Origin of the sequence: uncultured Acidovorax sp. (assembly GCF_964021665.1) — a bacterium.
In the GTDB taxonomy this organism is placed as follows: domain Bacteria; phylum Pseudomonadota; class Gammaproteobacteria; order Burkholderiales; family Burkholderiaceae_C; genus Acidovorax; species Acidovorax temperans.
On sequence record NZ_CAXIAK010000051.1, the window covers coordinates 1 to 23,817 of the forward strand.

General features: G+C 61.9%; 19 protein-coding genes and 2 tRNA genes. 2 read left to right on the forward strand and 19 right to left on the reverse strand.

Features of this window, described 5'->3' with window-relative positions; genetic code table 11:
• Window positions 1-681: NAD(P)-dependent oxidoreductase (locus AADJ04_RS11670; protein ID WP_341239723.1), on the forward strand; the 681-nt coding region annotated here is incomplete at its 5' end.
• A gap of 257 nt (window positions 682-938) precedes the next feature.
• On the opposite strand, the gene AADJ04_RS11675 is transcribed toward AADJ04_RS11670, so the two are convergent.
• The 3 genes from AADJ04_RS11675 to AADJ04_RS11685 all read right to left on the reverse strand — a co-directional run bounded on the left by AADJ04_RS11675 (window position 939) and on the right by AADJ04_RS11685 (window position 2,721).
• A complete protein-coding gene (locus AADJ04_RS11675; RefSeq protein WP_198847534.1) occupies window positions 939-1,595 on the reverse strand; it encodes a BON domain-containing protein in 657 nt (218 codons plus the stop codon).
• Window positions 1,595-2,194, reverse strand: coding sequence for an SIS domain-containing protein (locus AADJ04_RS11680; RefSeq protein ID WP_142085645.1), 600 nt, complete (start codon window positions 2,192-2,194; stop codon window positions 1,595-1,597). The genes AADJ04_RS11675 and AADJ04_RS11680 overlap by 1 nt, the downstream gene beginning before the upstream one ends.
• A gap of 125 nt (window positions 2,195-2,319) precedes the next feature.
• On the reverse strand, window positions 2,320-2,721 hold the full coding sequence (locus AADJ04_RS11685; protein WP_341239724.1) for a YraN family protein: 402 nt from the start codon (window positions 2,719-2,721) through the stop codon (window positions 2,320-2,322).
• On the opposite strand from AADJ04_RS11685, the gene rsmI reads away from it, so the two are divergent.
• Complete coding sequence (gene rsmI, locus AADJ04_RS11690) at window positions 2,721-3,662, forward strand: 16S rRNA (cytidine(1402)-2'-O)-methyltransferase (protein ID WP_341239725.1); 942 nt, start codon at window positions 2,721-2,723, stop codon at window positions 3,660-3,662. The genes AADJ04_RS11685 and rsmI overlap by 1 nt on opposite strands.
• Window positions 3,663-3,794: 132 nt before the next feature.
• Here rsmI and AADJ04_RS11695 read toward each other — a convergent pair whose 3' ends face one another.
• The 16 genes from AADJ04_RS11695 to AADJ04_RS11770 form a co-directional block, all read right to left on the reverse strand.
• Window positions 3,795-5,048: an Hsp70 family protein gene (locus tag AADJ04_RS11695; RefSeq protein WP_341239726.1), complete on the reverse strand. Its 1,254-nt coding sequence runs from the start codon at window positions 5,046-5,048 to the stop codon at window positions 3,795-3,797.
• Between the two features lie 179 nt (window positions 5,049-5,227).
• Window positions 5,228-5,303: transfer RNA gene (locus AADJ04_RS11700), tRNA-Phe, on the reverse strand.
• Between the two features lie 52 nt (window positions 5,304-5,355).
• Entirely contained in the window at window positions 5,356-6,036 is a 681-nt protein-coding gene (locus tag AADJ04_RS11705) for a response regulator (RefSeq protein WP_198847984.1), read from the reverse strand.
• A 204-nt stretch (window positions 6,037-6,240) separates the two neighbouring features.
• Window positions 6,241-8,532: an ATP-binding protein gene (locus AADJ04_RS11710; protein WP_341239727.1), complete on the reverse strand. Its 2,292-nt coding sequence runs from the start codon at window positions 8,530-8,532 to the stop codon at window positions 6,241-6,243.
• Window positions 8,533-8,558: 26 nt separating this feature from the next.
• Window positions 8,559-9,137, reverse strand: a complete 579-nt coding sequence (locus AADJ04_RS11715; RefSeq protein ID WP_341239731.1) for a DUF4390 domain-containing protein — start codon at window positions 9,135-9,137, stop codon at window positions 8,559-8,561.
• 31 nt (window positions 9,138-9,168) lie between these two features.
• Window positions 9,169-10,476 carry a 16S rRNA (cytosine(967)-C(5))-methyltransferase RsmB gene (gene rsmB / locus AADJ04_RS11720; RefSeq protein ID WP_341239732.1) on the reverse strand — a complete coding sequence of 436 codons (1,308 nt, stop codon included), beginning with the start codon at window positions 10,474-10,476 and terminating at the stop codon, window positions 9,169-9,171.
• Window positions 10,477-10,738: 262 nt separating this feature from the next.
• Window positions 10,739-11,275, reverse strand: coding sequence for a hypothetical protein (locus tag AADJ04_RS11725; RefSeq protein WP_341239728.1), 537 nt, complete (start codon window positions 11,273-11,275; stop codon window positions 10,739-10,741).
• Between the two features lie 150 nt (window positions 11,276-11,425).
• Window positions 11,426-15,658, reverse strand: coding sequence for a DNA-directed RNA polymerase subunit beta' (rpoC, locus tag AADJ04_RS11730; protein WP_341239729.1), 4,233 nt, complete (start codon window positions 15,656-15,658; stop codon window positions 11,426-11,428).
• Window positions 15,659-15,789: 131 nt separating this feature from the next.
• Complete coding sequence (gene rpoB / locus AADJ04_RS11735; RefSeq protein WP_341239730.1) at window positions 15,790-19,902, reverse strand: DNA-directed RNA polymerase subunit beta; 4,113 nt, start codon at window positions 19,900-19,902, stop codon at window positions 15,790-15,792.
• Between the two features lie 289 nt (window positions 19,903-20,191).
• A complete protein-coding gene (gene rplL, locus AADJ04_RS11740; RefSeq protein WP_005797571.1) occupies window positions 20,192-20,569 on the reverse strand; it encodes a 50S ribosomal protein L7/L12 in 378 nt (125 codons plus the stop codon).
• Window positions 20,570-20,611: 42 nt separating this feature from the next.
• Window positions 20,612-21,118 (reverse strand): 50S ribosomal protein L10, encoded by a 507-nt coding sequence (gene rplJ, locus AADJ04_RS11745; protein WP_044397358.1) that lies wholly within the window; start codon window positions 21,116-21,118, stop codon window positions 20,612-20,614.
• Window positions 21,119-21,351: 233 nt separating this feature from the next.
• Complete coding sequence (gene rplA, locus AADJ04_RS11750) at window positions 21,352-22,047, reverse strand: 50S ribosomal protein L1 (protein ID WP_015012232.1); 696 nt, start codon at window positions 22,045-22,047, stop codon at window positions 21,352-21,354.
• Window positions 22,048-22,479, reverse strand: a complete 432-nt coding sequence (gene rplK / locus AADJ04_RS11755) for a 50S ribosomal protein L11 (RefSeq protein ID WP_044397362.1) — start codon at window positions 22,477-22,479, stop codon at window positions 22,048-22,050.
• Between the two features lie 129 nt (window positions 22,480-22,608).
• Window positions 22,609-23,202 (reverse strand): transcription termination/antitermination protein NusG, encoded by a 594-nt coding sequence (gene nusG / locus AADJ04_RS11760; protein WP_294638627.1) that lies wholly within the window; start codon window positions 23,200-23,202, stop codon window positions 22,609-22,611.
• Window positions 23,199-23,585 (reverse strand): preprotein translocase subunit SecE, encoded by a 387-nt coding sequence (gene secE / locus AADJ04_RS11765; protein ID WP_273623886.1) that lies wholly within the window; start codon window positions 23,583-23,585, stop codon window positions 23,199-23,201. Before secE ends, nusG begins: the two co-directional genes overlap by 4 nt.
• Window positions 23,586-23,675: 90 nt before the next feature.
• Window positions 23,676-23,751, reverse strand: a tRNA-Trp gene (locus AADJ04_RS11770).
• Window positions 23,752-23,817: the final 66 nt, after the last annotated feature.

Below are 23,817 nucleotides of genomic sequence, written 5' to 3' on the forward strand. Positions count from 1 at the left end.
GTTTTTTGCTGCGTCGGCAACGACGACGACCTGCGCTCGGTCACGCTGGGCAGCGACGGCGCCTTTGCCGGCATGAAGCCCGGCGCCATCTTTGTGGACCACACCACGGCCTCGGCCGAGGTGGCGCGCGAGCTGTATGCCGCCGCGAAGGCGCAGGGCTTGCATTTTGTGGATGCCCCCGTCTCGGGCGGCCAGGCCGGTGCACAAAACGGCATGCTGACGGTGATGTGCGGAGGTGATGCCAACGCATTTGCCGCAGCGCAACCCATCGGCATGGCGTTTTCGCGCGCCTTCACCTTGCTGGGCTCCAGCGGCGCCGGTCAACTCGCCAAAATGGTCAACCAGATCTGCATTGCAGGCCTGGTGCAAGGGCTTTCCGAAGCCATTGCATTCGGGCAGAACGCAGGGCTCGACATGAAGCAGGTGCTGGATGTGATTGGCAAAGGTGCCGCCCAGAGCTGGCAGATGGACAACCGTGGCAAGACCATGGTGGACGACAAGTTCGATTTCGGCTTTGCCGTGGACTGGATGCGCAAGGACCTGGGGCTGGTGCTGGATGAAGCCAAGCGCAACGGCTCGCGTCTGCCTGTGACTGCGCTGGTGGACCAGTTTTACGCCGACGTTCAGAAAATGGGCGGCAACCGCTGGGACACGTCCAGCCTGATCAAGCGGCTCAAGTAAAGATCAGCCCTAAGAGCGGCTAACAAAACTCAGCGAAGCGGTTCTGGCTAGGCGCCGCGTCGCAGGCAGTACGCGTAGTACGACAAGACGCGGCAACGACGCCAGAAGAGTTTTGTTAGCCGCTCTAAGGAAGGCCCGCGCTGAACTTCCGCAAGCGCGGGGCCTGCAAGCACACCATCCCGGAGGATGTGTGCCTCTCCCAAAGATGAAATCACGCTCGCCGCCCTCAGGGGCCGGCGAACGCATCTCTCAAGCGATCAGTTGCGGGGAGTCGACGCTGGAGGCGCGTCTTGCACCACTGGGGCCGGAGTGATGTTGCGCAGTTCGTCTTCGGTCAGCATTTCAAAAACGCGCACCACCTTGCTCACACCACTCACGCCTCGGGCGATTTCGGTCGCGCGCTGCGCTTCACGCTGTGTCACACGCCCCATCAGATAGACGACGTTGCGCTCGGTCACCACCTTGAAGGCGCTGGCGGACAGGTCTTTGGCATCCACCAGGCTGGCGCGCACCTTGCCGGTGATGAAAGTATCGTTGGAACGCTGCCCCAGGCTGCTGGGCGGCATCACGGCCAGGTCGTTCACCACCGAGCGGACGTTCTCAACCCCCAACACCACTTGCTCGACCCGTTGACGGTCTTGAGCGCTGGGCACTTCGCCCGTCAGCAGCACCTGGCGGTTGAAGCTGGTCACGTTGACGTGACCACGGTCGCCCAGCAGCTCACTCAGGCGATTGGCCGAGCGCAGTTCAATGCCCTCATCTTCCACCTGCGTGCCGGTGGTACGGCGGTCCACCGCCATCATGGTGCCCACCACGGCGCCGCCCACCACCAAGGGAGCGCAAGCCGACAGGCCTGCAGCCAGCGCAGCGGCGGCCAGCAAAGAACAAAGGGTGCGGTTCAAGGTCTGCTTCATCAAGAAATCTCCTGGTCACCAAGTAATTGGGCGTCCACGCCATCGCTGATGCAATGCAGCACCAGGGCATGCACCTCGCGCACGCGCGCAGCGCGGTCATGGGGTACGTTGATCAACACATCTGTCTCGCGCAACACGGCTGCCAAACGGCCTCCGGTGCGGCCCGACAAGACGATCACGGTCATGTCGCGCTCATGGGCTGCCTCTGTGGCGGCCAGCAAGTTGGCGTCGTTGCCCGACACCGACAGCGCCAGCAGCACATCGCCCGCCTGGCCCAGGGCCCGCACCTGCCGGGCAAACTGCTGGGAAGACATGTCCAGCCCACTGGCCGAAGCCGTCAACAGCGTGCTGTCTGCTGTCAGCGCCATGGCCGCAAGCTCGGGCCGGTCGCGTTCAAACCCCGCCACACAAAACGCAGCAAACTGCTGCGCTTCGGCGGCAGAGGGGCCGTTGCCGCACGCCAGCACTTTGCCACCGCTGGTCACACAGGCCAGGATGGCATGGACGGCGGCGGCGATGGGTTGGCTCAAGACTTGCGCCGCTTGGTATTTCAGATCGGCGCTGTCGATGAAGTGTTGTTGGATGCGTTGCTCAAGCATGAGGGCCCGATGATACCCGCCGCTTGTTATCGCTTTTGTAGCAAAGGGTTGCCTCGCAGCAAGCCCCAGAGCCGGGAGCCAGCGCAGAGATGCACGGTGCGCGCCACAGCATCTGCCATGCGGGATTACTGCGCATCAAAGGCCGCCTTGATCCACTGAATCTGCCCCTCGATCAGGACCGCATCGAAGCGGCATGGCGGAGGCGACGCGTAGCGCAGCAGGTAGTGGCGCGCGGCAAACACCACCCGCTGCTGCTTGATTGCACCGATGCTGGAGCCCGCACCGCCAAAGGCATTGCTGCTGCGGCTGCGCACTTCCACAAACACCACCGTACCGTCACGTTCGCGCAGGATGAGGTCGATCTCGCCCCCTCCGCGCCCTGGCGTTCGATAATTGCGCTCCAGCAACTGCAAGCCTTGCGCCTGCAGATACGCCAGCGCCCGGTCTTCGGCAGCATTGCCGCGTTGGCGGGTGGTGGCGTTTGCCGCAGCGCCCGTAGGGACGGGCCTTTTTCCAAGGAATTTCATTGAGCGCATCTTTCGCAACAGCACTGGCCGCCGCACGCGATGCGGCCGCAGCGCAGCATTATCCGCAGGGCGCCCTGTACGTCGTCGCCACGCCCATCGGCAACCTGGCTGACATCACCCTGCGTGCCCTGCATGTGCTGCAACTGGCAGACACGGTGGCCTGCGAGGACACGCGCCACACCCAGGCGCTGCTGCGGGCCTATGGCATCGATAAAAGCACGCACCAGTTGCTGGCCGTGCACCAGCACAACGAAGCCGAGGCGGCCCAGCAGGTGGTGCAGCGGCTGCAGCAAGGGCAACGTGTGGCGTATGTGAGCGACGCAGGCACGCCCGGCGTGAGCGACCCCGGCGCCCGGCTGGTCCAGGCCGTGCGCGAGGCAGGGCTGCGCTCGGTGCCGCTGCCAGGAGCCAGCAGCATCACCACGGCCTTGAGCGCGGCGGGGGCCGTGGCCCACAGTGCCGAACAGGGGGGATTTGTGTTTGCGGGGTTCCTGCCCGTCAAGCAAGCCGAGCGCGCCGCTGCGGTGCAGGTGCTGGCGGGCGAGCCGCGCTGCGTGGTGCTGCTGGAAGCTCCGCACCGCATCCAGGAACTGGCGCAGGCGCTGGCCCCGCTGGGCGAACGCCCGGTGACCTTGGCCCGTGAACTGACCAAGCAGTTTGAAGAAATCACCACCCAGCCCGCCCACGCTTTGACAGCCTGGCTGGAAGGGGGCGCGCAACGCGCGCGGGGCGAATTCGTGGTGCTGCTGCACCCGATGGCGGTGGCCAGCGATGGCAACGGCGAAAGCCTGCGCGTGCTGCGCCTGCTGCTCAAAGAGCTGCCCCTGAAAACCGCCGTGCGGCTGGCGGCCGAAGTGACCGGTGCATCGCGCAACGCCCTGTACGACACCGCGCTGGAATGGAAGCGCGAAGGCGATGGCGAAGGCGAAGACAACGCTTGAGGGAGACAAGCGCACGGGCCGAGCCCCATCGGCAGGCGCGCGCCAGTCAACGCAATGACCGATGAGGTTTTAAGAAAAAATGGCTCTAGCGCTTATTCCGCAAGCGCTAGCAGCTTCTCTTTTGATAGCAAATCAAGGGGCCACAGCCAACCCCATGGCCACGCCCCCGAACAAGTCTCCCTCCACCTGGGCGGTGTCGGGAAACGCTTTGCGCAACGCGTCGCGCAAAGGCCGCAAGGCCGACGAGCCCCCGGTCAGATAAATCGCATGCAGGTCTGCCGCCTGCAGACCTGCCCGCTGCAGGCACTGCTGGGCACAAGCCACAACCTGCGCCAGCGGGCCGTCCAGGTGCTGCTCCAGCCCCTCGGGCGTGACGCAGGACGCCAGCGCAGGTTCGATCCAGTCCAGCGGGATGGGCGCATCCGCATGGCTCACCGATGCGGCGATCTTGGCCTGCTCCATGGCGTTGGCCAGCTTGTGACCCAAGCGCTCGTTCAGCACCGTCATCAGACGCGTATGCAATCGCTGGTCGGCGTAGTCAGTGCGCAAAGCCTGGGCGTCGCGCAGCGCCTTGGGTGAGTAAAGCCACTGGATCAGATGCCAGGTGGACAAGTCAAAAAACACCCGGCTGGGTACCTCGCGCCCGCTGGGCCCCAGGTGCCGAAAACCCAGCAGCGGCATCAGCAGCTCCAGGCTCAGGCGGCGGTCAAAGTCCGTACCACCCACATGCACGCCGGTGGTGGCCAGCACATCGTCCAGGCGATCAGCGCGCCCCATGCGGCCGGGGCCCAGGCGCACCACCGTGAAGTCCGAGGTGCCCCCGCCAATGTCCACCACCAGCACCACTGCCTCGTGGTCGATGCGCTGTTCGTAGTCCAGCGCCGCCGCAATCGGCTCGGGCTGGAAGGAGATGTTTTCAAAGCCCGCATCCACAGCCGCCTGGCGCAGCGCATCTTCAGCCTGCTGGTCGCGCACCGGGGCGTCATCCACAAAATGCACCGGGCGGCCCATCACCACACGCCCCGGCATGCCACCCAGATCGGCCTGCGCCTTCTGGGCCAGCATGCGCAGAAACAGGCTGATGACGTCCTGGTAGCTGATCAACTGCTGGTGCACCGCCGTCTTGTCCTGCAGCAGCGCACTGCCCAGCAGGCTTTTGAGCGAACGCATCAGACGGCCTTCGGTGCCCTCCAGGTACTGCGCAATCGCATCCCGCCCAAAGTGCGTACGCTGCTCTTCCGCGTTGAAGAACAGGGCGGTGGGCAAGGTGCGGGCATCGCCTTCGAGCGAAATCATGCGCGCTGCGCCTTGCCCCTGGCGCACGGACATGGCCGAGTTGGAGGTACCGAAGTCGATGCCGAGGGTGACGTCTTGCAGGAGAGCCATCTTGAAGCGGGGGAATGCAGACCAGCGCGCCAATTGCGCCGACCTGAAGCAGTTTGAAAACGGAAACGTGTGCGGCAAGCGCCACGATTGCGAGCGCTTTGAAGGGTGGCTTGGATCGAAGCACCAGCCGAAGGCGCAATGCAAAAAGCCCCTGACCAGAGATCAAGGGCTTTTTAATTTGGTGGCCTGGGACGGAATCGAACCGCCGACACAAGGATTTTCAATCCTCTGCTCTACCGACTGAGCTACCGGGCCTGAGCCTCAAATTATAACCAGAGAATTTCCAGCAAAACGGAATTTCTGAAAATTAATTGCGCTTGCCGCGGCCCAGGTCCACACCAAGCTGGCGCAGCTTGCGGTACAGGTGGGTGCGTTCCAGGCCTGTTTTCTCGGCCACACGGGTCATGGAGCCACCTTCTCGCGCGAGATGGAACTCGAAGTACGCCTTTTCAAAACCGTCACGCGCTTCTCGCAAAGGACGGTCCAGATCAAAGCCCTGGTGTGCGTGCGGGCCGGGGTCCACGCCCACAGGCACCGTGATGGCAGCAAATGTGGTCACGTTCGGGTCCACCGGCGCCTGCATGACGGCGGGGGCCGCCGCGGCAGGAGCCGCCGGGCGCGCGTGGTTGCGTGCCAGCCCCTGCTCCACCGCCTTGAGCAGCTTTTGCATGGTGATGGGCTTTTCCAGGAAGGAGAAAGCGCCGATGCGCGTGGCTTCCACCGCGGTGTCGATGGTGGCATGGCCACTCATCATGATCACGGGCATGGTCAACACACTGGCGGCGGCCCACTCCTTGAGCAGGGACACGCCATCGGTGTCGGGCATCCAGATGTCCAGCAGCACCAGGTCGTACTGGTTGGCGAGGCGGGCCGCGCGGGCCTGCGTGGCGTTTTCCGCCAGGTCCACACTGTGGCCCTCGTCGTTCAGGATTTCAGACAACAGGTCGCGAATGCCAAGTTCATCGTCGACCACCAGAATATTTGCCATGTGTATAGAAGCGCCTAGGAATGCTGCCGTGCGGTAACGATGGGACTCTCTGCACAGCTTCTTTTGGGCGGGAGTCTGGACTGCAGCCCGGATGGGCTGTGCCGAGGCCACGATCCGTTGGCGCCATGCGCAAGCACCGGTGCCAACTTCCCGACCACCCGAGGTGTGCACTAACACAGTCCGCAGGAGTTGTGCGGAGGGTGACTAAGACACCACCGCGGTTTCTGGGGCAAATGATAGCGACACTTGCGCGCCGCGCAACTCGCCGTTTTCCATGCGGTTGGACAGATCAATGCGGGCGCCATGCTCGTCTGCGATCTTTTTCACCACCGCCAAACCCAAGCCTGTGCCCCGGGCCTTGGTGGTCACATAGGGCTCGAAGGCACGCTGCAGGATGTGGGCAGGAAAGCCCGTGCCGCTGTCTGAAATGCTGAGCCGCACCCGCCCCGAGGACTCGCTCAACCGGGTCGAGATGCGAACGAAAGGCTCTGTTTCCTTGCCCTCTGCCCGTGCCTGCATGGTGGCGTCCTGGGCGTTTTGCAGCAGGTTGTGCACGACCTGGCGCAGCTGTTGCGCATCGCCTGCGATGCGAGGACAACGCGGGTCCAGCTCGGCTTTCACGGGGACTGACGCGTTTTCTTCGCCGTACAGATGCAGCACATCGGCGATCAAGGCATTGAGGTCCAGGGGCTGCAGCTCTGCCGCTGGCAGCCGCGCGTAATCGCGGAACTCGTTGACCAGGCGCTTCATCGCATCGACCTGGTCCACGATGGTCTTGACCGACTTGGCCAGGATGGCCTGTTCTGCAGGCGGCACCTTGCCCGACAGCTTCATTTCCAGGCGTTCGGCAGACAGCTGGATGGGGGTCAACGGGTTCTTGATTTCGTGCGCAAGGCGGCGCGCGACCTCGCCCCAGGCCTGTGCGCGCTGGGCGGAAACAATCTCTGAAATGTCGTCAAAAACCAACAATTGCGCGCCATCGGGCAGCTCTGCGCCCCGCGCCACCAGGCTGGTCGCGTGCTGACCCGCACCAGCAGACGATGCATGCAACTCGAAAGGCTGCTGCCAGTGGTCCAGCCCGTGGCGGTCGCGGTCACCAAAAAACGCCAGGAAATGCCGCTCCACGGCTACCGCAAAATCAGCCAGCCCAGGCACTTCAGACAATGGTCGGCCCTCGTACGCCGCCATGGGTGCCCGAAGAATGCGGGTGGCGCCGGGGTTGGAAGAGCGGATGATCCCGCCCTCCCCCAGCACGATCACCCCGGCGGTGAGGTTGTCCAGAATGGTTTGCAGGTTCGAACGGGCAGCATCGACCTTGACCATGCTTTGCTCCACCGCCGCCCGCGCATCGGCCAGCTGCTGCGTCATCATGGCAAATGACCGGGTCAGACCACCAAGTTCATCCTTGCCCGGCAAGGCAGCTTTCGGGCTGAGGTTGCCTGCGGCCACCTCCCGAACGCCCTCGGCCAGTACCAGCAACGGGCGCGCCAGCTGGTTGCCCAGCAACACCGCCAGCAGCACCGCGCCAAACACCGCCAGGAAGAGGCTGAGCGTGAGCGTGCCCACATACATGCGGCGCAGGCCGCCGCGCGCCAGCGCACGCTCTTGATACTCGCGGTTGGCCTCCTGGACCTCGATGGCGTTGGACACCAGCGCGGGGGGCAACGGCAAGGTGGCTTGCAAAAACCGGGGTTCTGTCAACAGGCCCAGCCCCGGGTTGGCGACCAGCACCAGCACTTTCACGCGGGCCATCTGCACGGCGTTGGGGTCGGCAATATCGTCCAGCCCCTCGATCTGGGTGACAGCGCGCTGCTCACGCACCGAGCGCAGCAAGGCGGCGCTGGGCCGCTCGGGATTGAGACTGAAGCGGGACTGCCCCGCGCTGCCAATCGGCTGGCCGGCGGCATTCCACAGCACCACATCGGTGGCGCCCAGCTGGTCGCGGATGCGTTCCAGCGCCAGCCCCACGGTGGCCGATGAGCCCTGGGCCACCTGCGCACTGGCCGTGCGCGTCTTGGCGGCCATGTCAGCGGCCTGTGACTCCAGTGACACCCGAGCCAGGTTCACCCCCGCCACCAGCGCGCCTTCCACCTTCACGTCAAACCAGCTTTCAATCGACCGCGTGACGAACTGGTACGACACCACATAGATCAGCACCCCCGGCATGAGCCCCACCAGCGCAAAGATGGCCGCCAGCTTGACCAGCAGACGGCTGCCAAAGCGCCCCTTGCGCAATCGCAAGACCAGCCGGGCGCCAATCCACACCAGCACCCCCAGCAGCAGTGCCGCCACCAGTACGTTGACGCCAAACAGCCACGCGTAGTTGCGCTCGTACAGCGCCCGGTTGTTGGTGGCGAGTGTGAGCAGGAACAGCAGCACCAGGCCGATGGCCGTCATGGTGGCGGCGCCCACGCCCACAGCCCAGCGCACGGCAACCGAGGCGCGACTGGCGGCTTCGGCGGAGGCGGATCGGGGGGCGGAGGAAGCGTCCGGCACAGCAGGCATTTCAGAAAAAGGCGGGGTTAAGGCTGCGCGCGCGAAGGCAGCCGCTGGCTGCGGAACACCAGCAGGTTCCAGTCCGAGCGACCCACGGCGCCAATCTGCAAGGGCCGCGGCAGCTGGGACATGTCCAGCCGGAAGCGCAACTGCACCGTGTGCGCGGCGTTGGGCTCCAGCACATCGGCATCTCCAATGCGCCAGCGAATCACCCGCCGCATGGCGGACAGGGCTTCGTCCAGCTCGTCAAAATTCTGCCCCAGCACCACGCCCAGTCCGCTGTTGGTGAACGGCACCGAAGAGGTGCTGAGCCGCCAGCGGCGCGTGAGCGGCTGGTAGCTCAGGCGCAGGTAGCGCGTGGCTTCAGCCACGACCCGGTCTGACCAATACCAGCGGTCGCGCCGAACCTGGGCCTCCATCACGAAAAACATGGGAATGCCTTTGTGCAAGGCCTCCTCGGCCAAATCGGGCAAGGTGAAGTCGAACGACGCACCCAGGTAGAGGCCATCCTCTGCACGCTCTATGCGCAAGCCCTGCACCTCGCCAGCGTCCTGCTGCGCAAAAACAGCTGCGCCGGGGGCCCACCACAGGGCCCAGCAGCACACGACAAAGCGCAGCCAGCGAATCACCAGGGACTCAATGGGCCGATTTTTGCAACAGGGCGTAAAAGAAACCGTCGTGGTCACCTACCGGATTGTCCCGGACAGGCCCGGATTTTTCCCCCACTCCTGGAATTAAATGGCCTGGTGAGGGCAGCAACTGGGCGTTGGTGTTGTGTGCAAGAAACGTTTGGATCTGAAGGTCGCCCTCGGCCTTGAAGACCGAGCAGGTGCAGTACAGCAGGCGCCCGCCCGGCTTGAGCAACGGCCACAGCGCTTCCAGAATCTGACGCTGCAGTTGCGCCAGCTGCGCCACATCCGATTCGCGCCGCAACCAGCGCACGTCAGGATGGCGGCGCACGATGCCCGAGGCGGTGCAAGGTGCATCCAGCAAGATGGCGTCAAAGGGGGTTCCGCCGCACTGCGACTGCCACCAGTCCTGGGGGCGCGACGCATCGGCCACCAGCACTTGCGCCGATAAGCCCAGCCGCGCCAGCGTGTCGTGGATGCGCGCACTGCGCTTTTCATCCACCTCCAGCGCCGTGACCTGCAGCGGCGAGCCCGCGGGCGCATGTTCCAGCAGATGCGCTGTCTTGCCACCCGGCGCGGCGCAGGCATCCAGCACGCGCAAGGGCTGCGTCAAATCCAGCCCTTGCAGCACCAGGGGCGCCGCCTGCTGGGCAGCAGCGTCTTGCACCGACACCCAGCCATCAGCAAACCCCGGCAGCACTTGCACTGGCACGGGCTGTGCCAGCTCCAGGCCCTGCGGCCCGACCACCTTCGCTTCTAAATTGATAGCTGCTAGCGCTTGCTGGTATTGCGCCAGAGTGCATTTTTGTTGATTGACCCGCAACGCCATGGGCGCGTGTGCGTTGTTGGCCTGCAGAATGCGCTCCCAATCTGCCGGATAGTCTTGCCGCAACCGGCGAATCCACCAGGCGGGGTGATTCCAGCGCGCAACGGGGTCGCCATCGGTGGCGGCCACCAGTGCATCACGCTCACGCAAAAAGCGGCGCAGGCAGGCGTTGATGAAAGAGGCCTGCCCCCGCGTGGCCTGGCCGCGCTTGGCGGCTTCTACCGCCTGGTTGACCAAGGTGAAGGGCTCATAGGGCGCGGCCTGCGGGTCCCACGCCAGCGCCAGCGCCGTGCACAGCAGCGCGTCTGCCGCCGGGGGCGGCTTGCGGGCGACGAGCTGGCTGCGCAGTGCATCGGCCCGGCCCAGGTTGCGCAGCACCTGGAACAACAGCGCCTGCACACCGGGGCGCAGACGCGGTTCCACGCCCTCGATCACCGCCGTACCCGACTGCCCTCCGCGAATGCCCTGCAACGCCTGGCACACCAGCATCAGCTGCTGCCACAAGGGCACGCCGGTGCCCGCAGGCGCTGCAGACGCTGCAGACGCTGGTGCACCGTACGCGGCGGCGGGCGAGCCCGAAGCGGCGGCCTGGGCACGCGGGGCCGCAGGTCGGGAGGTGGGTCGGGCGGGACGCGCAGGGCGTGGGGCAGAGGGGTTCATCAAGGAATCCAGTGACAAGTCAGCACGCAGCAGTGTGCAACAGCTTCAAAAAAGAGGGGCGGCCAGCTCGCCGGTAGCGCCAGAGGCGCCGCTACCTTGGACCAAAGCCACAGACCCGCGCCAGCACGCTGGCGGGGAACTGGCCAATGGCCGCTTGGTATGCCTGCATGGCGTCCTCCGCATTGCGCGCGGCGATGGTGGTCACGGCCTGCAAATCGGCAGCCTGCGCACGCCAGGGCGCCATCTCTGCCCCCTCGGTGCCGCCAGCGTTGGCCAGCATGTCGGTCCCAGCCGCCAGCAAGGCGCGGCAAGCATCCCATTCCGGGTGGCTGGGCAGGCGCTCTCCACCCCGCGTCTGGGCGGCCACCAGGGCCGCTTCCAGCACCTGGCTCGCGTGCTCCAGCCGCTCAGTCGCCGCCAAGGCAGCGCCGTCCGCCAAATCAGCCGCTTGCACCGGGGCAGCCGCCCGCCAGGCCTGTGACGTCTGTACCCAGCGGCGCAGCACCTCCTGCCACTGGTTATCAGCCGCTTGCACTGCAGCCCTCAGGCGCACCAGGCGGTTGTAAGCGCCCAGCGCCCAGAACACCATCACCGCAACCAAGATCCAGAACAGGGGGGACGACCACATACAGGGCACAAACAAGGCAATGCGCGGCCCTGGCGGGCCATGGCACCAATAGCCAAAGCACAGAGAAAAAGAGAAAGACGGTTCCAATAAAAAACGCTCCCGGCCCACCTAGCGGCAGGACGGGAGCGCTTTCAGACAAAGCCCAAGGGCTTAGTCGGCAGCGGCGTCAGACGCCGAAGCGCTGCTCTCCACCTCGGAGTCGTCGGCAGTCGCGGCCATTTCGGCGGCTTCTGCTTCGGCAATGGCGCGGCGCTCGGCGTCGTCCATGGCTTCCTTGGCCTTGCGCGCCTGGTGGTAGGCCAGACCCGTACCGGCAGGAATCAGGCGACCCACGATCACGTTTTCCTTCAGGCCGCGCAGCTCGTCGCGCTTGCCCATGATCGCCGCTTCGGTCAGCACGCGGGTCGTTTCCTGGAAGGAAGCCGCAGAGATGAACGAGTCGGTCGACAGCGATGCCTTGGTAATACCCAGCAGCACGTTGGAGTACGTGGCAGGGATCTTGCCTTGGGCCTGCAGCGCTTCGTTGGTGTTGAGGATCTCGGAACGCTCCACCTGCTCGCCAGCGATGTAGGTGGATTCGCCGGGGTTCTCCACCACCACGCGACGCAGCATCTGGCGAACGATCACCTCGATGTGCTTGTCGTTGATCTTCACGCCCTGCAAGCGGTACACGTCCTGCACTTCGTCCACGATGTAGCGCGACAGCTCTTCGATGCCCAGCAAGCGCAGGATGTCTTGTGGGTCGGCGGGGCCGTCCACAATCGATTCGCCCTTGTTGACCACCTGGCCTTCGTGCACCAGGATGTTCTTTTCCTTGGGCACGAGTTCTTCCCACACCTTGCCTTCGGGATCGGTGATCTGCAGACGAACCTTGCCCTTGGTTTCCTTACCGAAGGAGATGGTGCCGGTCATTTCTGCCAGCGTGCCCTTGTCCTTCGGCGTACGGGCTTCGAACAGCTCGGCCACACGGGGCAGACCGCCGGTAATGTCGCGGGTCTTCTGACCTTCGACAGGGATACGGGCCAGCACTTCGCCGGGGCCCACGTCCTGGCCGTCGCGCACCTGGATCAGAGCGCCCACCTGGAAGCCGATCGTCACCGAGTGGTCGGTGCCGGGGATCTTCACTTCCTGGCCTTGTGCGTCGATCAGCTTCACCTGTGGGCGAACGACCTTGGCAGCGCCACGGCGCTTGGGGTCGATCACCACCAGGGTGGACAGGCCGGTCACTTCGTCGACCTGCTTGGCGACGGTGAGGCCTTCTTCCACGTTCTCGAACTTCACCTGACCGGCGAATTCGGTAATGATGGGTCGGGTCAGCGGATCCCAGTTGGCCAGAATCGTACCGGCCTTGATGGCCTGGTCGGCCTTCACGGTCAGCGTCGCACCGTAAGGCACCTTGTGGCGCTCACGCTCGCGGCCATGCTCGTCCTGGATGATGATTTCACCCGAACGTGCAATCACCACCAGCTCGCCCTTGGTGTTGCTCACGTAGCGCATCGTGGCATTGAAGCCGATCACGCCGTTGGACTTGGCTTCCACGCTCGAAGCGATGGCAGCACGCGAAGCGGCACCACCGATGTGGAAGGTACGCATGGTCAGCTGCGTGCCGGGTTCACCGATGGACTGGGCAGCGATCACACCCACGGCTTCGCCGAGGTTGATCAAACCACCGCGGCCCAAGTCGCGGCCATAGCACTTGGCGCACAGGCCGTAGCGGGTTTCGCAGGTCAGCGCCGTGCGCACCTTGACTTCGTCCACGCCCACAGCCTCGATCTCTTCGATCAGGTCTTCTTCCAGCATCGTGCCGGCAGGCACCAGCACCGAGCGGTTTTCGGGGTGCAGGATGTCTTCCGCAGCCGTGCGGCCCAGGATACGTTCGCGCAGCGATTCGATCACTTCACCGCCTTCAACGATGGCGCGCATCAGCGAACCATTGGCAGTGCCGCAATCCTCTTCGGTCACGACCAGGTCCTGCGTCACGTCCACCAGACGGCGGGTGAGGTAACCGGAGTTGGCGGTCTTCAGCGCCGTGTCGGCCAGACCCTTACGGGCACCGTGGGTGGAGATGAAGTACTCCAACACGTTCAGACCTTCGCGGAAGTTCGCGGTGATAGGCGTTTCAATGATCGAGCCGTCTGGCTTGGCCATCAGACCCCGCATACCGGCCACCTGACGGATCTGGGCTGCAGAGCCGCGGGCGCCGGAGTCGGCCATCATGTAGATGGAGTTGAAGGACTCCTGGTCCACTTCCTTGCCGTGGCGGTCTACGGTCTTCTCGACCTTCAGGTGGTCCATCATCTTCTTGCCGATTTCGTCACCGGCCTTGCCCCAGATGTCCACCACCTTGTTGTAGCGCTCGCCCGAGGTCACCAGACCGGAGGCGTACTGCTGTGCAATCTCCTTCACGTCCTTTTCGGAGCGCTCGATGATGCTGGCCTTTTGTGGAGGCACCAGCATGTCGTCGATACAGATGGAGATACCAGCGCGTGTGGCCAGACGGAAACCGTTTTGCAGCAGCTTGTCGGCGAACACCACCGTTTCCTTCAGACCGCACTTGCGGAAGGACACGTTGATCAGGCGCGAGATTTCCTTCTTCTTGAGCGCCTTGTTCATGTACGAGAACGGCAGGCCCTTGGGCAGGATCTCGGACAGCAGTGCACGGCCCACGGTGGTTTCCACCAGCGAGGTCGAAGGCACGAATTCGCCCGTTTCCTTGTCCTTGGTCCACTCGGTCATGCGCACGGTGATCCGGGCGGCCAGTTCCACTTCGCCGGCGTCCAGAGCGCGCTGCACTTCACCGGTGTCAGCAAACACCAGGCCTTCGCCCTTGCCGTTGATACGGTCACGGGTGGCGTAGTACAGGCCCAGCACCACGTCCTGCGAAGGAACGATGGAGGGCTCGCCCGAAGCAGGGAACAGCACGTTGTTGGAGGCCAGCATCAGCGTGCGGGCTTCCATCTGCGCTTCCACCGACAGCGGCACGTGAACAGCCATCTGGTCACCGTCGAAGTCGGCGTTGAAGGCCGCGCAAACGAGGGGGTGCAGCTGGATGGCCTTGCCTTCGATCAGGATGGGCTCAAAGGCCTGGATACCCAAACGGTGCAGCGTAGGCGCACGGTTCAGCATCACGGGGTGCTCTTTGATGACCTCTTCCAGAATGTCCCACACCACGGGGGTGCCGGATTCGACTTCCTTCTTGGCGGCCTTGATCGTCGTCGCGATGCCCATGGCTTCGAGGCGCGAGAAGATGAAGGGCTTGAACAGCTCCAGCGCCATCAGCTTGGGCAGACCGCACTGGTGCAGCTTGAGCGTTGGGCCCACGGTAATCACGGAACGACCGGAGTAGTCCACGCGCTTACCCAGCAAGTTCTGGCGGAAGCGGCCCGACTTACCCTTGATCATGTCAGCCAGGGACTTCAGTGCGCGCTTGTTGGCGCCGGTCATGGCCTTGCCACGGCGGCCGTTGTCCAACAGCGAATCGACAGCCTCTTGCAGCATCCGCTTTTCGTTGCGGGCGATGATTTCAGGGGCCTTCAGCTCCAGCAGACGGCGCAGACGGCTGTTGCGGTTGATGACGCGGCGGTACAGGTCGTTCAGGTCCGACGTGGCGAAGCGGCCGCCGTCCAGCGGCACCAGCGGACGCAGGTCCGGGGGCAGCACGGGCAGCACTTCGAGCACCATCCACTCGGGCTTGATGCCCGACTTCTTGAACGCTTCCAGCACCTTCAGGCGCTTGGCGTTCTTCTTGACCTTGACTTCGGAGCCGGTCAGGTCGCCGCGCAGCTTCTCGATCGACAGGTCGATGTCGATGGATTCCAGCAGGTCCTTGATACCTTCCGCGCCCATCTTGGCGATGAATTCGTCGCCGTATTCCTTGCGCTTGGCGTCGTAGTCGTCCTCGGACATGATGCTGAACTTCTTCAGCGGGGTCATACCGGGGTCGGTCACCACGTAGGCTTCAAAGTACAGCACGCGTTCGATGTCGCGCAGGGTCATGTCCAGCACCAGGCCCAGACGCGATGGCAGCGACTTCAGGAACCAGATGTGGGCGCAAGGCGCGGCCAGGTCGATGTGGCCCATGCGCTCACGGCGCACCTTGGTCTGTGTGACTTCAACGCCGCACTTCTCGCAGATCACGCCGCGATGCTTCAGGCGCTTGTACTTGCCGCACAAGCATTCGTAATCCTTGATAGGACCAAAAATCTTGGCGCAGAACAGGCCGTCGCGCTCGGGCTTGAACGTACGGTAGTTGATGGTTTCGGGCTTCTTCACTTCACCGAAAGACCACGAACGGATCTTCTCGGGCGAGGCCATGCCAATGCGGATGGCGTCAAAGTGCTCATCCGGCGTGAATTGCTTGAACAGGTCGAGTAGCGATTTCATGTGACTCTTTCCTTTTCGTCAAAAATCATAGCTACCAGCGCTTGATACACGGGGCTTTGGATGCTTAAACATACGCAAAGCCTTTATTAACAAGCGCTAGCAGCTCACTTTTTTAATAATCCCGATCCTGTTCAGGAGCGTTCGAGTTCGATGTCCAGGCCCAGGGAACGAATTTCCTTGACCAGCACATTGAACGATTCCGGCATGCCGGCTTCGATGGCGTGTTCGCCCTTGACGATGGATTCGTACACCTTGGTACGGCCCACCACGTCGTCGGACTTCACGGTCAGCATTTCCTGCAGCACGTAGGCGGCGCCGTACGCTTCCAGCGCCCACACTTCCATTTCCCCGAAACGCTGGCCACCGAACTGCGCCTTACCACCCAGCGGCTGCTGCGTGACGAGCGAGTAAGGACCGGTCGAGCGGGCGTGCATCTTGTCGTCCACCAAGTGGTGCAGCTTCAGGTAATGCATGTAGCCGATGGTTGTGGGACGCTCGAAGCGGTCACCCGTGCGGCCATCGTGCAGATAGGCTTGCGTGCGGGTAGGCGTCAGGCCCTTGCGCTCGGCGATGTCATCAGGGTATGCAATCTTCAGCATGTCCTTGATTTCTTCTTCCGAAGCACCGTCGAACACTGGCGTTGCGTAAGGCACGCCGGCCGTCAGGTTCTGCGCCATGGCCATCAGGTCTTCGTCCGACAGCTGCGACAGGTCTTCCTTGCGGCCACGCGAGTTGTAGACCTCTTCCAGGAAGGCGCGCAGTTCAGAAGCCTTGGCTTCTTGCTGCAGCATGTCGCCAATGCGCTGACCAATGCCCTTGCCAGCCCAGCCCAAGTGGACTTCCAGCACCTGACCAATGTTCATCCGCGAAGGCACGCCCAGCGGGTTCAGAACGATGTCGGCAGGGGTACCGTCAGCCATGTAAGGCATATCTTCGACGGGAACGATCTTGGAGACCACACCCTTGTTACCGTGGCGGCCGGCCATCTTGTCACCAGGCTGCAGGCGGCGCTTGACAGCCAGGTACACCTTGACCATCTTCAGCACGCCCGCAGGCAGCTCGTCGCCTTGCGTGAGCTTCTTGCGCTTTTCTTCAAAAGCCAGGTCGAAGCTGTGGCGGGTTTGCTCCAGCGCGTTCTTGATGGATTCGAGCTGGGTCGCGACTTCGTCTTCGGCAGGGCGGATGTCGAACCAGTGGAACTTCTCGACCGAGGCCAGGTAGGCCTTGTCGATCTTCGTGCCCTTGGCCAGCTTCTGTGGGCCACCGTTGGCGACGCGGCCGGTCAGCAGCTTTTCGATACGGTCAAACGCATCGGCTTCCACAATGCGCAGCTGGTCGTTCAGGTCCAGGCGGAAGCGCTTGAGTTCATCGTCGATGATCTGTTGGGCACGCTTGTCGCGCTGGATGCCTTCACGGGTGAACACCTGCACGTCGATCACGGTGCCCGACGAGCCCTGGTCCACACGCAGCGAGGTGTCCTTCACGTCCGAAGCCTTCTCGCCGAAGATGGCGCGCAAGAGCTTCTCTTCAGGCGTGAGCGTGGTTTCGCCCTTGGGCGTGACCTTGCCCACCAGCGTGTCGCCAGGCTGCACTTCAGCACCCACGTAGATGATGCCGGACTCGTCCAGGCGGTTCAGTTGCTGTTCCGACAGGTTCGGAATGTCGCGCGTGATTTCCTCGGCACCCAGCTTGGTGTCACGGGCCATCACAACCAGCTCTTCGATGTGGATCGAGGTGTAGCGGTCTTCAGCCACCACGCGCTCGCTGATCAGGATCGAGTCTTCGAAGTTGTAGCCGTTCCAGGGCATGAACGCGATCAGCATGTTCTGGCCGATGGCGATTTCGCCGAAGTCGGTCGAGGCGCCGTCCGCAATCACATCGCCCTTGACCAGCTTGTCACCCTTCTTGACGATGGGGCGCTGGTGGATGTTCGTGTTCTGGTTGGAACGCTGGTACTTGATGAGGTTGTAGATGTCCACACCCACTTCACCGGCCACCGCTTCAGCGTCGTTCACGCGCACCACGATGCGGGTGGCGTCCACGTAGTCCACCACACCGCCACGGTTGGCCGTGACCACGGTGCCGGAGTCCACAGCCGCCACGCGCTCAATGCCCGTACCCACCAGTGGCTTCTCAGGACGCAGCACAGGCACCGCCTGACGCGACATGTTGGCGCCCATCAACGCGCGGTTGGCGTCATCGTGCTCCAGGAACGGAACCAGCGAGGCAGCCACCGACACGATCTGTGCAGGAGACACGTCCATGTACTGCACACGGTCTGCGCTGCAGAGGATGGATTCACCCTTTTCACGGGCAGACACCAGATCACCCGTCAGGCGACCATCCTTGTCGAGCTGCGCGTTCGCCTGGGCGATCACGTACTTGCCTTCTTCGATGGCCGACAGGTAGTCGATTTCGTTGGTGATCTTGCCGTCCACCACGCGACGGTAGGGCGTCTCGATGAAGCCGTACTCGTTCAGGCGGGCGTACAAAGCCAGCGAATTGATCAGACCAATGTTGGGACCTTCAGGCGTTTCGATAGGGCAAACGCGACCGTAGTGGGTCACGTGCACGTCACGCACCTCAAAGCCTGCGCGCTCACGGGTCAAACCGCCTGGGCCCAGAGCGGACACACGGCGCTTGTGCGTGATTTCGGCCAGAGGGTTGGTCTGGTCCATGAACTGCGACAGCTGCGATGCGCCGAAGAATTCTTTCAGAGCAGCCGAGATCGGCTTGCTGTTGATCAGGTCATGGGGCATCAGCGGCTCTTGCTCAGCCTGACCCAGACGTTCCTTCACAGCCTTTTCGATACGCGCCAGGCCAGTGCGGTACTGGTTCTCAGCCAGTTCGCCCACGCAGCGCACGCGGCGGTTGCCCAGATGGTCGATATCGTCCACCTCGCCACGGCCATTGCGCAGATCCACGAGGATCTTGACCACGGCCAGGATGTCTTCGTTGGACAGCACCATGGGGCCTGTGGATTCGTCGCGGCCGATCTTGGCGTTGAACTTCATGCGGCCCACGCGCGAGAGGTCGTACGTGTCGGGGTTGTAGAACAGGCGCTGGAACAGGGCCTGCACGGCGTCTTCCGTCGGCGGCTCGCCGGGGCGCATCATGCGGTAGATGGCCACGCGCGCAGCGAACTCATCGGCCGTTTCATCAATGCGCAGGGTTTGCGAGATGTAGGCGCCTTGGTCGAGTTCGTTGGTGTAGATGACTTGCAGGTCACGCACGCCAGCGGAGCGCAGCTTCTTGAGCAGGGCTTCAGTCAGCTCATCGTTGGCCTTGGCGATGATTTCGCCAGTGTCCGCATCCACAATGTTGCGGGCCACGACGCGACCAATCAGGAAGTCTTCGGGCACGCTGATGTGGGTCGTGCCAGACTGCTCCAGCTCGCGCGTATGGCGCGCGGTGATGCGCTTGTCCTTGGCGACGACGACCTTGCCGCTCTTGTCGGTGATGTCGAAACGGGCAACTTCACCCTTGAGGCGATCGGGCACAAACTCCATTTGTGCGCCGCTGTCCATCAGGCGGAAGTTGTCGTTGACGAAGAAGTTCGCCAGGATCGACTCGGGGTTCAGGCCAATCGCCTTGAGCAGCGTGGTGACGGGCATCTTGCGACGACGGTCCACGCGGAAGTACAGGATGTCCTTCGGATCGAATTCGAAGTCCAGCCACGAGCCACGGTAAGGAATGATGCGGGCGGAGAACAGCAACTTGCCCGAGCTGTGCGTCTTGCCCTTGTCGTGTTCGAAGAACACGCCTGGCGAACGGTGCAGCTGGGACACGATCACGCGCTCCGTGCCGTTGATGATGAACGAGCCCTTGTCAGTCATCAGGGGCACTTCGCCCATGTAGACCTCTTGCTCTTTCACTTCCTTGACCACTTTGGACTGCGAAGTCGAAGACTCGCGGTCATAAATGATGAGCTGCACCTTGGCACGCACGGCCGACGCAAACGTCAGACCACGGGTCTGGCATTCACGTACATCAAAGGCAGGCTTGGCCAAGTTGTACTCAATGAACTTCATCTCCACAAAACCGTTGTGAGAGACGATAGGGAAAGCTGCGTCGAAAGCGGCCTGAAGCCCTTCGATGGTTCGTTTCTGGGGGGGCGTATCAGCCTGCAAGAAAGCGGTGTACGCATCCTTCTGCATCTGCAGCAGGTAAGGAACTTCGAGCACGCTATCGCGGCTGCCGAAACTTTTGCGAATTCGCTTGCGTTCGGTGTAAGAATAGGCCATGAGATCTCCGGGCAAAGACATGAGTCCTGGGTCTTCGACGACTGACCCGCAAGGTGCGTTCCTGTGCGGGCTTGGCGGTTGGCCACTACCAACCATGGCGGACGGCGATGCGTTGCACATCACCCGAACCAAGGTATCTTCTGCTGTCGGGGTTGTCAGAAGACACTCGAAAACCTGGGCTGTTTGCAAGGCCCTTGAATGAAGAGCCAAGCCGGTTTTCGAGTGCGCTCTGAAAGCGCCAAAGGCTGGAGGCCCTTGAGGAGCACTCCAGCCCTTGAAAGGAACCGAATTACTTGAGTTCGGCCTTGGCGCCGGCTTCCACCAGCTTCTTGACAGCGGCTTCGGCATCTGCCTTGGCAATGCCTTCCTTGACGTTCTTGGGAGCGCCGTCCACCAGGTCCTTGGCTTCCTTGAGGCCCAGACCAGTGATTTCGCGCACTGCCTTGATGACGGAAACCTTGTTGGCGCCAGCATCGGTCAGCACCACGTTGAATTCTGTCTTTTCTTCAGCAGCAGCAGCGCCAGCGCCACCACCAGCGGCAGCAGGAGCAGCCATGGCTGCAGCGCTCACGCCAAACTTCTCTTCAATGGCCTTCACCAGGTCATTGAGTTCCAGGACCGTCATGCTGTCGAGAGCGGTCAGAAATGCGTCTTTATCGAATGCCATTTTGATTTCCTAACAATTGGTTAACACGTGACTGCACTGCTATCAAGCAGCGGCAGTTTCGCCTTCGCCTTTTTTCGCCGCCAAGGCACCCAACACCACTGCGGTGCGGGAAATAGGCGACATAAGCAAGCCACACAACTGGGCCAGCAACACTTCCTTGGAAGGAATGTTGGCCAGTTGCTTAACGCCGTTGACATCCAGGGCCTTGCCACCGAAAGCACCGCCGCGAATCACCAACTTGTCGTTGGTCTTCGCGAAATCGGCCACCACTTTGGCGGCGGCCACGGCATCTTCGGAGAAGCCATAGATCAGGGGACCAGTCATCTGGTCGGCCACCACGTCAAACTGGCTGCCAGCCACAGCACGGCGGGCCAGGGTGTTCTTCAGAACACTCAGGCTCACACCCTTGCTGCGTGCTTCAACGCGCAGTTTGGTCATGTCGGCGACCGTGATGCCACGGTATTCCGCGATCACAAGCGTTTGAGCTTTTGCGGCGAGGCTGGTCACTTCAGAAATGACCGCTTCTTTCTCACTGCGATTAAGACTCAAGGTCTACTCCTTCATTTGCGCAATCAGGTTTTCACCCTCATGCACGCTCTTGTTGCAGCGACCAACTGTTTCGGAACGAATTCCATCTGCAGCGGGATCGCCATCTGCGTTGGCCCTCTAACGGATTAAGTGCAGCAGCGCACACCAACGGTCTTGGATGGCCTGGGAGTTCTTGTGCAGCACTCCCAGCCCACCACATCGGGCCTCGCGAAAGACCCGAAGATTTCTTGCAATTACGCTGCGATGGACTGTGTGTCCACGCGGACGCCAACGCCCATCGTGGAGGAAACAGCCACCTTGCGCAGGTACAGACCCTTGCTCGAAGCAGGCTTGGCCTTGTTCAGCGCGTCGATCAACGCAGCCAGGTTACCCTGGAGCTTTTCGTTGTCGAACGAACGGCGACCAATGGTGCTGTGCACGATACCGGCCTTGTCGACACGGAACTGCACCTGACCAGCCTTGGCGTTCTTCACAGCCGTGGCAACGTCAGGGGTCACTGTGCCAACCTTGGGGTTAGGCATCAGACCGCGTGGGCCCAGAATTTGACCCAGCGTACCCACCACACGCATCGCGTCGGGAGCAGCAATCACCACGTCGAAAGGCATGTCACCGGCCTTGACCATGGCAGCCAGGTCGTCCATACCAACCACGTCAGCGCCGGCAGCCTTGGCTTCTTCAGCCTTGGCACCCTGTGCAAACACGGCAACGCGAGTTGTCTTGCCTGTGCCGTTGGGCAGCACCACAGCGCCGCGCACCACTTGGTCAGACTTCTTGGCGTCGATGCCGAGCTGCACAGCCACGTCGATGGATTCATCGAACTTGGCAGTAGCTGCTTCCTTCACCAAAGCCACGGCATCAGCGAAAGCGTACAGCTTGGTGCTGTCTACCTTGCCCTGCAGGGCCTTTTGCTTTTTAGTCAACTTGGCCATTTACAAACCCTCCACCGTCACGCCCATCGAGCGAGCAGAACCAGCCAGCGTGCGCACAGCGGCGTTCACGTCAGCAGCATTCATGTCCTTCATCTTGGTCTTGGCGATCTCTTCGAGCTGTTCGCGTGTGATCTTGCCTACCTTGGTCTTCAGCGCGTTGGAAGAACCCTTTTCGAGCTTGATGGCCTTCTTGATCAAGGTCGTCGCTGGAGGCGTCTTGATGATGAAGGTGAAGCTCTTGTCGGCAAACGCAGTGATCACCACGGGCAGTGGCAGACCTGGCTCAACGCCCTGGGTCTGGGCATTGAACGCCTTGCAGAACTCCATGATGTTCAGACCACGTTGACCCAGTGCAGGACCGATTGGTGGGGATGGGTTGGCCTTACCAGCTGGAACTTGCAGCTTGATAAAACCGACGATTTTCTTCGCCATGTTTTGCTCCTTGCGGGTTGTAACGCCAGCTCTCGTGCACCGTCGCGTACGAAAACCGGCTCCCCGGGGTTAACGACTCATCAAACAAATCCTCGCATTGAGCCGAAAAATGCGAGGGCCACTTTCAGATCAGGTTTTTTCAACCTGACCAAATTCCAATTCCACAGGAGTCGAACGACCAAAGATCATCACCGACACACGCAGACGATTCTTCTCGTAATTGACCTCTTCCACCGAACCATTGAAGTCAGTGAATGGGCCTTCTTTGACACGAACCAACTCACCCACCATGAATTCGATCTTGTGGCGAGGCTTGTCAGTGCCTTCCTGCATCTGGCTAACGATCTTTTGCACCTCTTCTTCAGAGATCGGGGCAGGGCGATTCTTCGCACCGCCGACAAAACCCGTCACTTTGTTGGTGTGCTTTACCAAGTGCCACGTATCGTCATCCATGACCATCTCGACGAAGACATAGCCCGGAAACAGTCGGCGTTCAGTTGTTTTCTTCTGGCCGTTTTTCATCTCCACCACCTCTTCGGTGGGAACGAGAATGCGACCAAACTTGTCTTGCATTCCTGCGCGGCCAATACGCTCAAGAATATTGCGCTCTACAGCCTTCTCCATGCCTGAATAGGCATGGACGATATACCAGCGCAAATCAGGATTAGAAGACGCCGCAGGCGCCGAAGCACCACCATCTACCATCACAGCATCGGTTGTCATGACTTTCTCCATCCCAAAATGAGGTCGTAAAAAACCCATTCCAGGGTTTTGTCCGTAAACCACAGAAAAAGCGCCATGATGACAACGAAGGCAAACACATAAGCAGTCATCTGCAGTGTTTCCTTGCGCGTAGGCCACACCACCTTTTTGACTTCGCGCCATGCATCACGGGCGAAAGCAACAAACTGACGACCGGACTCGGAGATCAGGAATACGCCTGCCGCTGCCACCAAGCCAACCAGCAAGACGCCCCATTGAACATAGACACCTTGCTTTGCCAAGAAATAAAAGCCGGCAACAGCAGCAACGACCAAGGCAGCAACAGCAAAGAGCTTCGCCTTGTCTGCACCCGAACTGACGGTTTCAACCTGTGAGGCAGCCATGTTTAATATTTCCACTTCATTTCACACGGCATCACACAAGACACCGAAGCCCGCCAGATCCTGGCGGGCTTTGTTTGAGCCACATTCAAGTGGCAGGGGCAGTAGGAATCGAACCTACAACCTTCGGTTTTGGAGACCGACGCTCTGCCAATTGAGCTATACCCCTACGAACACGCTAATTAAGCAATGATCTTGGCAACCACGCCAGCGCCCACGGTACGGCCGCCTTCAC

Coding starts and splice junctions, on each gene's coding strand:
- secE (WP_273623886.1), bottom strand. CDS start 23,585: ATGGCTGCCTCACAGGTTGAAACCGTCAGTTCGGGTGCAGACAAGGCG.
- rplK (WP_044397362.1), bottom strand. CDS start 22,479: ATGGCGAAGAAAATCGTCGGTTTTATCAAGCTGCAAGTTCCAGCTGGT.
- AADJ04_RS11680 (WP_142085645.1), bottom strand. CDS start 2,194: ATGCTTGAGCAACGCATCCAACAACACTTCATCGACAGCGCCGATCTG.
- AADJ04_RS11725 (WP_341239728.1), bottom strand. CDS start 11,275: ATGTGGTCGTCCCCCCTGTTCTGGATCTTGGTTGCGGTGATGGTGTTC.
- AADJ04_RS11675 (WP_198847534.1), bottom strand. CDS start 1,595: ATGAAGCAGACCTTGAACCGCACCCTTTGTTCTTTGCTGGCCGCCGCT.
- rplA (WP_015012232.1), bottom strand. CDS start 22,047: ATGGCCAAGTTGACTAAAAAGCAAAAGGCCCTGCAGGGCAAGGTAGAC.
- AADJ04_RS11685 (WP_341239724.1), bottom strand. CDS start 2,721: ATGAAATTCCTTGGAAAAAGGCCCGTCCCTACGGGCGCTGCGGCAAAC.
- AADJ04_RS11705 (WP_198847984.1), bottom strand. CDS start 6,036: ATGGCAAATATTCTGGTGGTCGACGATGAACTTGGCATTCGCGACCTG.
- rplL (WP_005797571.1), bottom strand. CDS start 20,569: ATGGCATTCGATAAAGACGCATTTCTGACCGCTCTCGACAGCATGACG.
- rpoC (WP_341239729.1), bottom strand. CDS start 15,658: ATGAAATCGCTACTCGACCTGTTCAAGCAATTCACGCCGGATGAGCAC.
- nusG (WP_294638627.1), bottom strand. CDS start 23,202: ATGACAACCGATGCTGTGATGGTAGATGGTGGTGCTTCGGCGCCTGCG.
- rsmB (WP_341239732.1), bottom strand. CDS start 10,476: ATGCTGGTGTGCCAGGCGTTGCAGGGCATTCGCGGAGGGCAGTCGGGT.
- AADJ04_RS11695 (WP_341239726.1), bottom strand. CDS start 5,048: ATGGCTCTCCTGCAAGACGTCACCCTCGGCATCGACTTCGGTACCTCC.
- rpoB (WP_341239730.1), bottom strand. CDS start 19,902: ATGGCCTATTCTTACACCGAACGCAAGCGAATTCGCAAAAGTTTCGGC.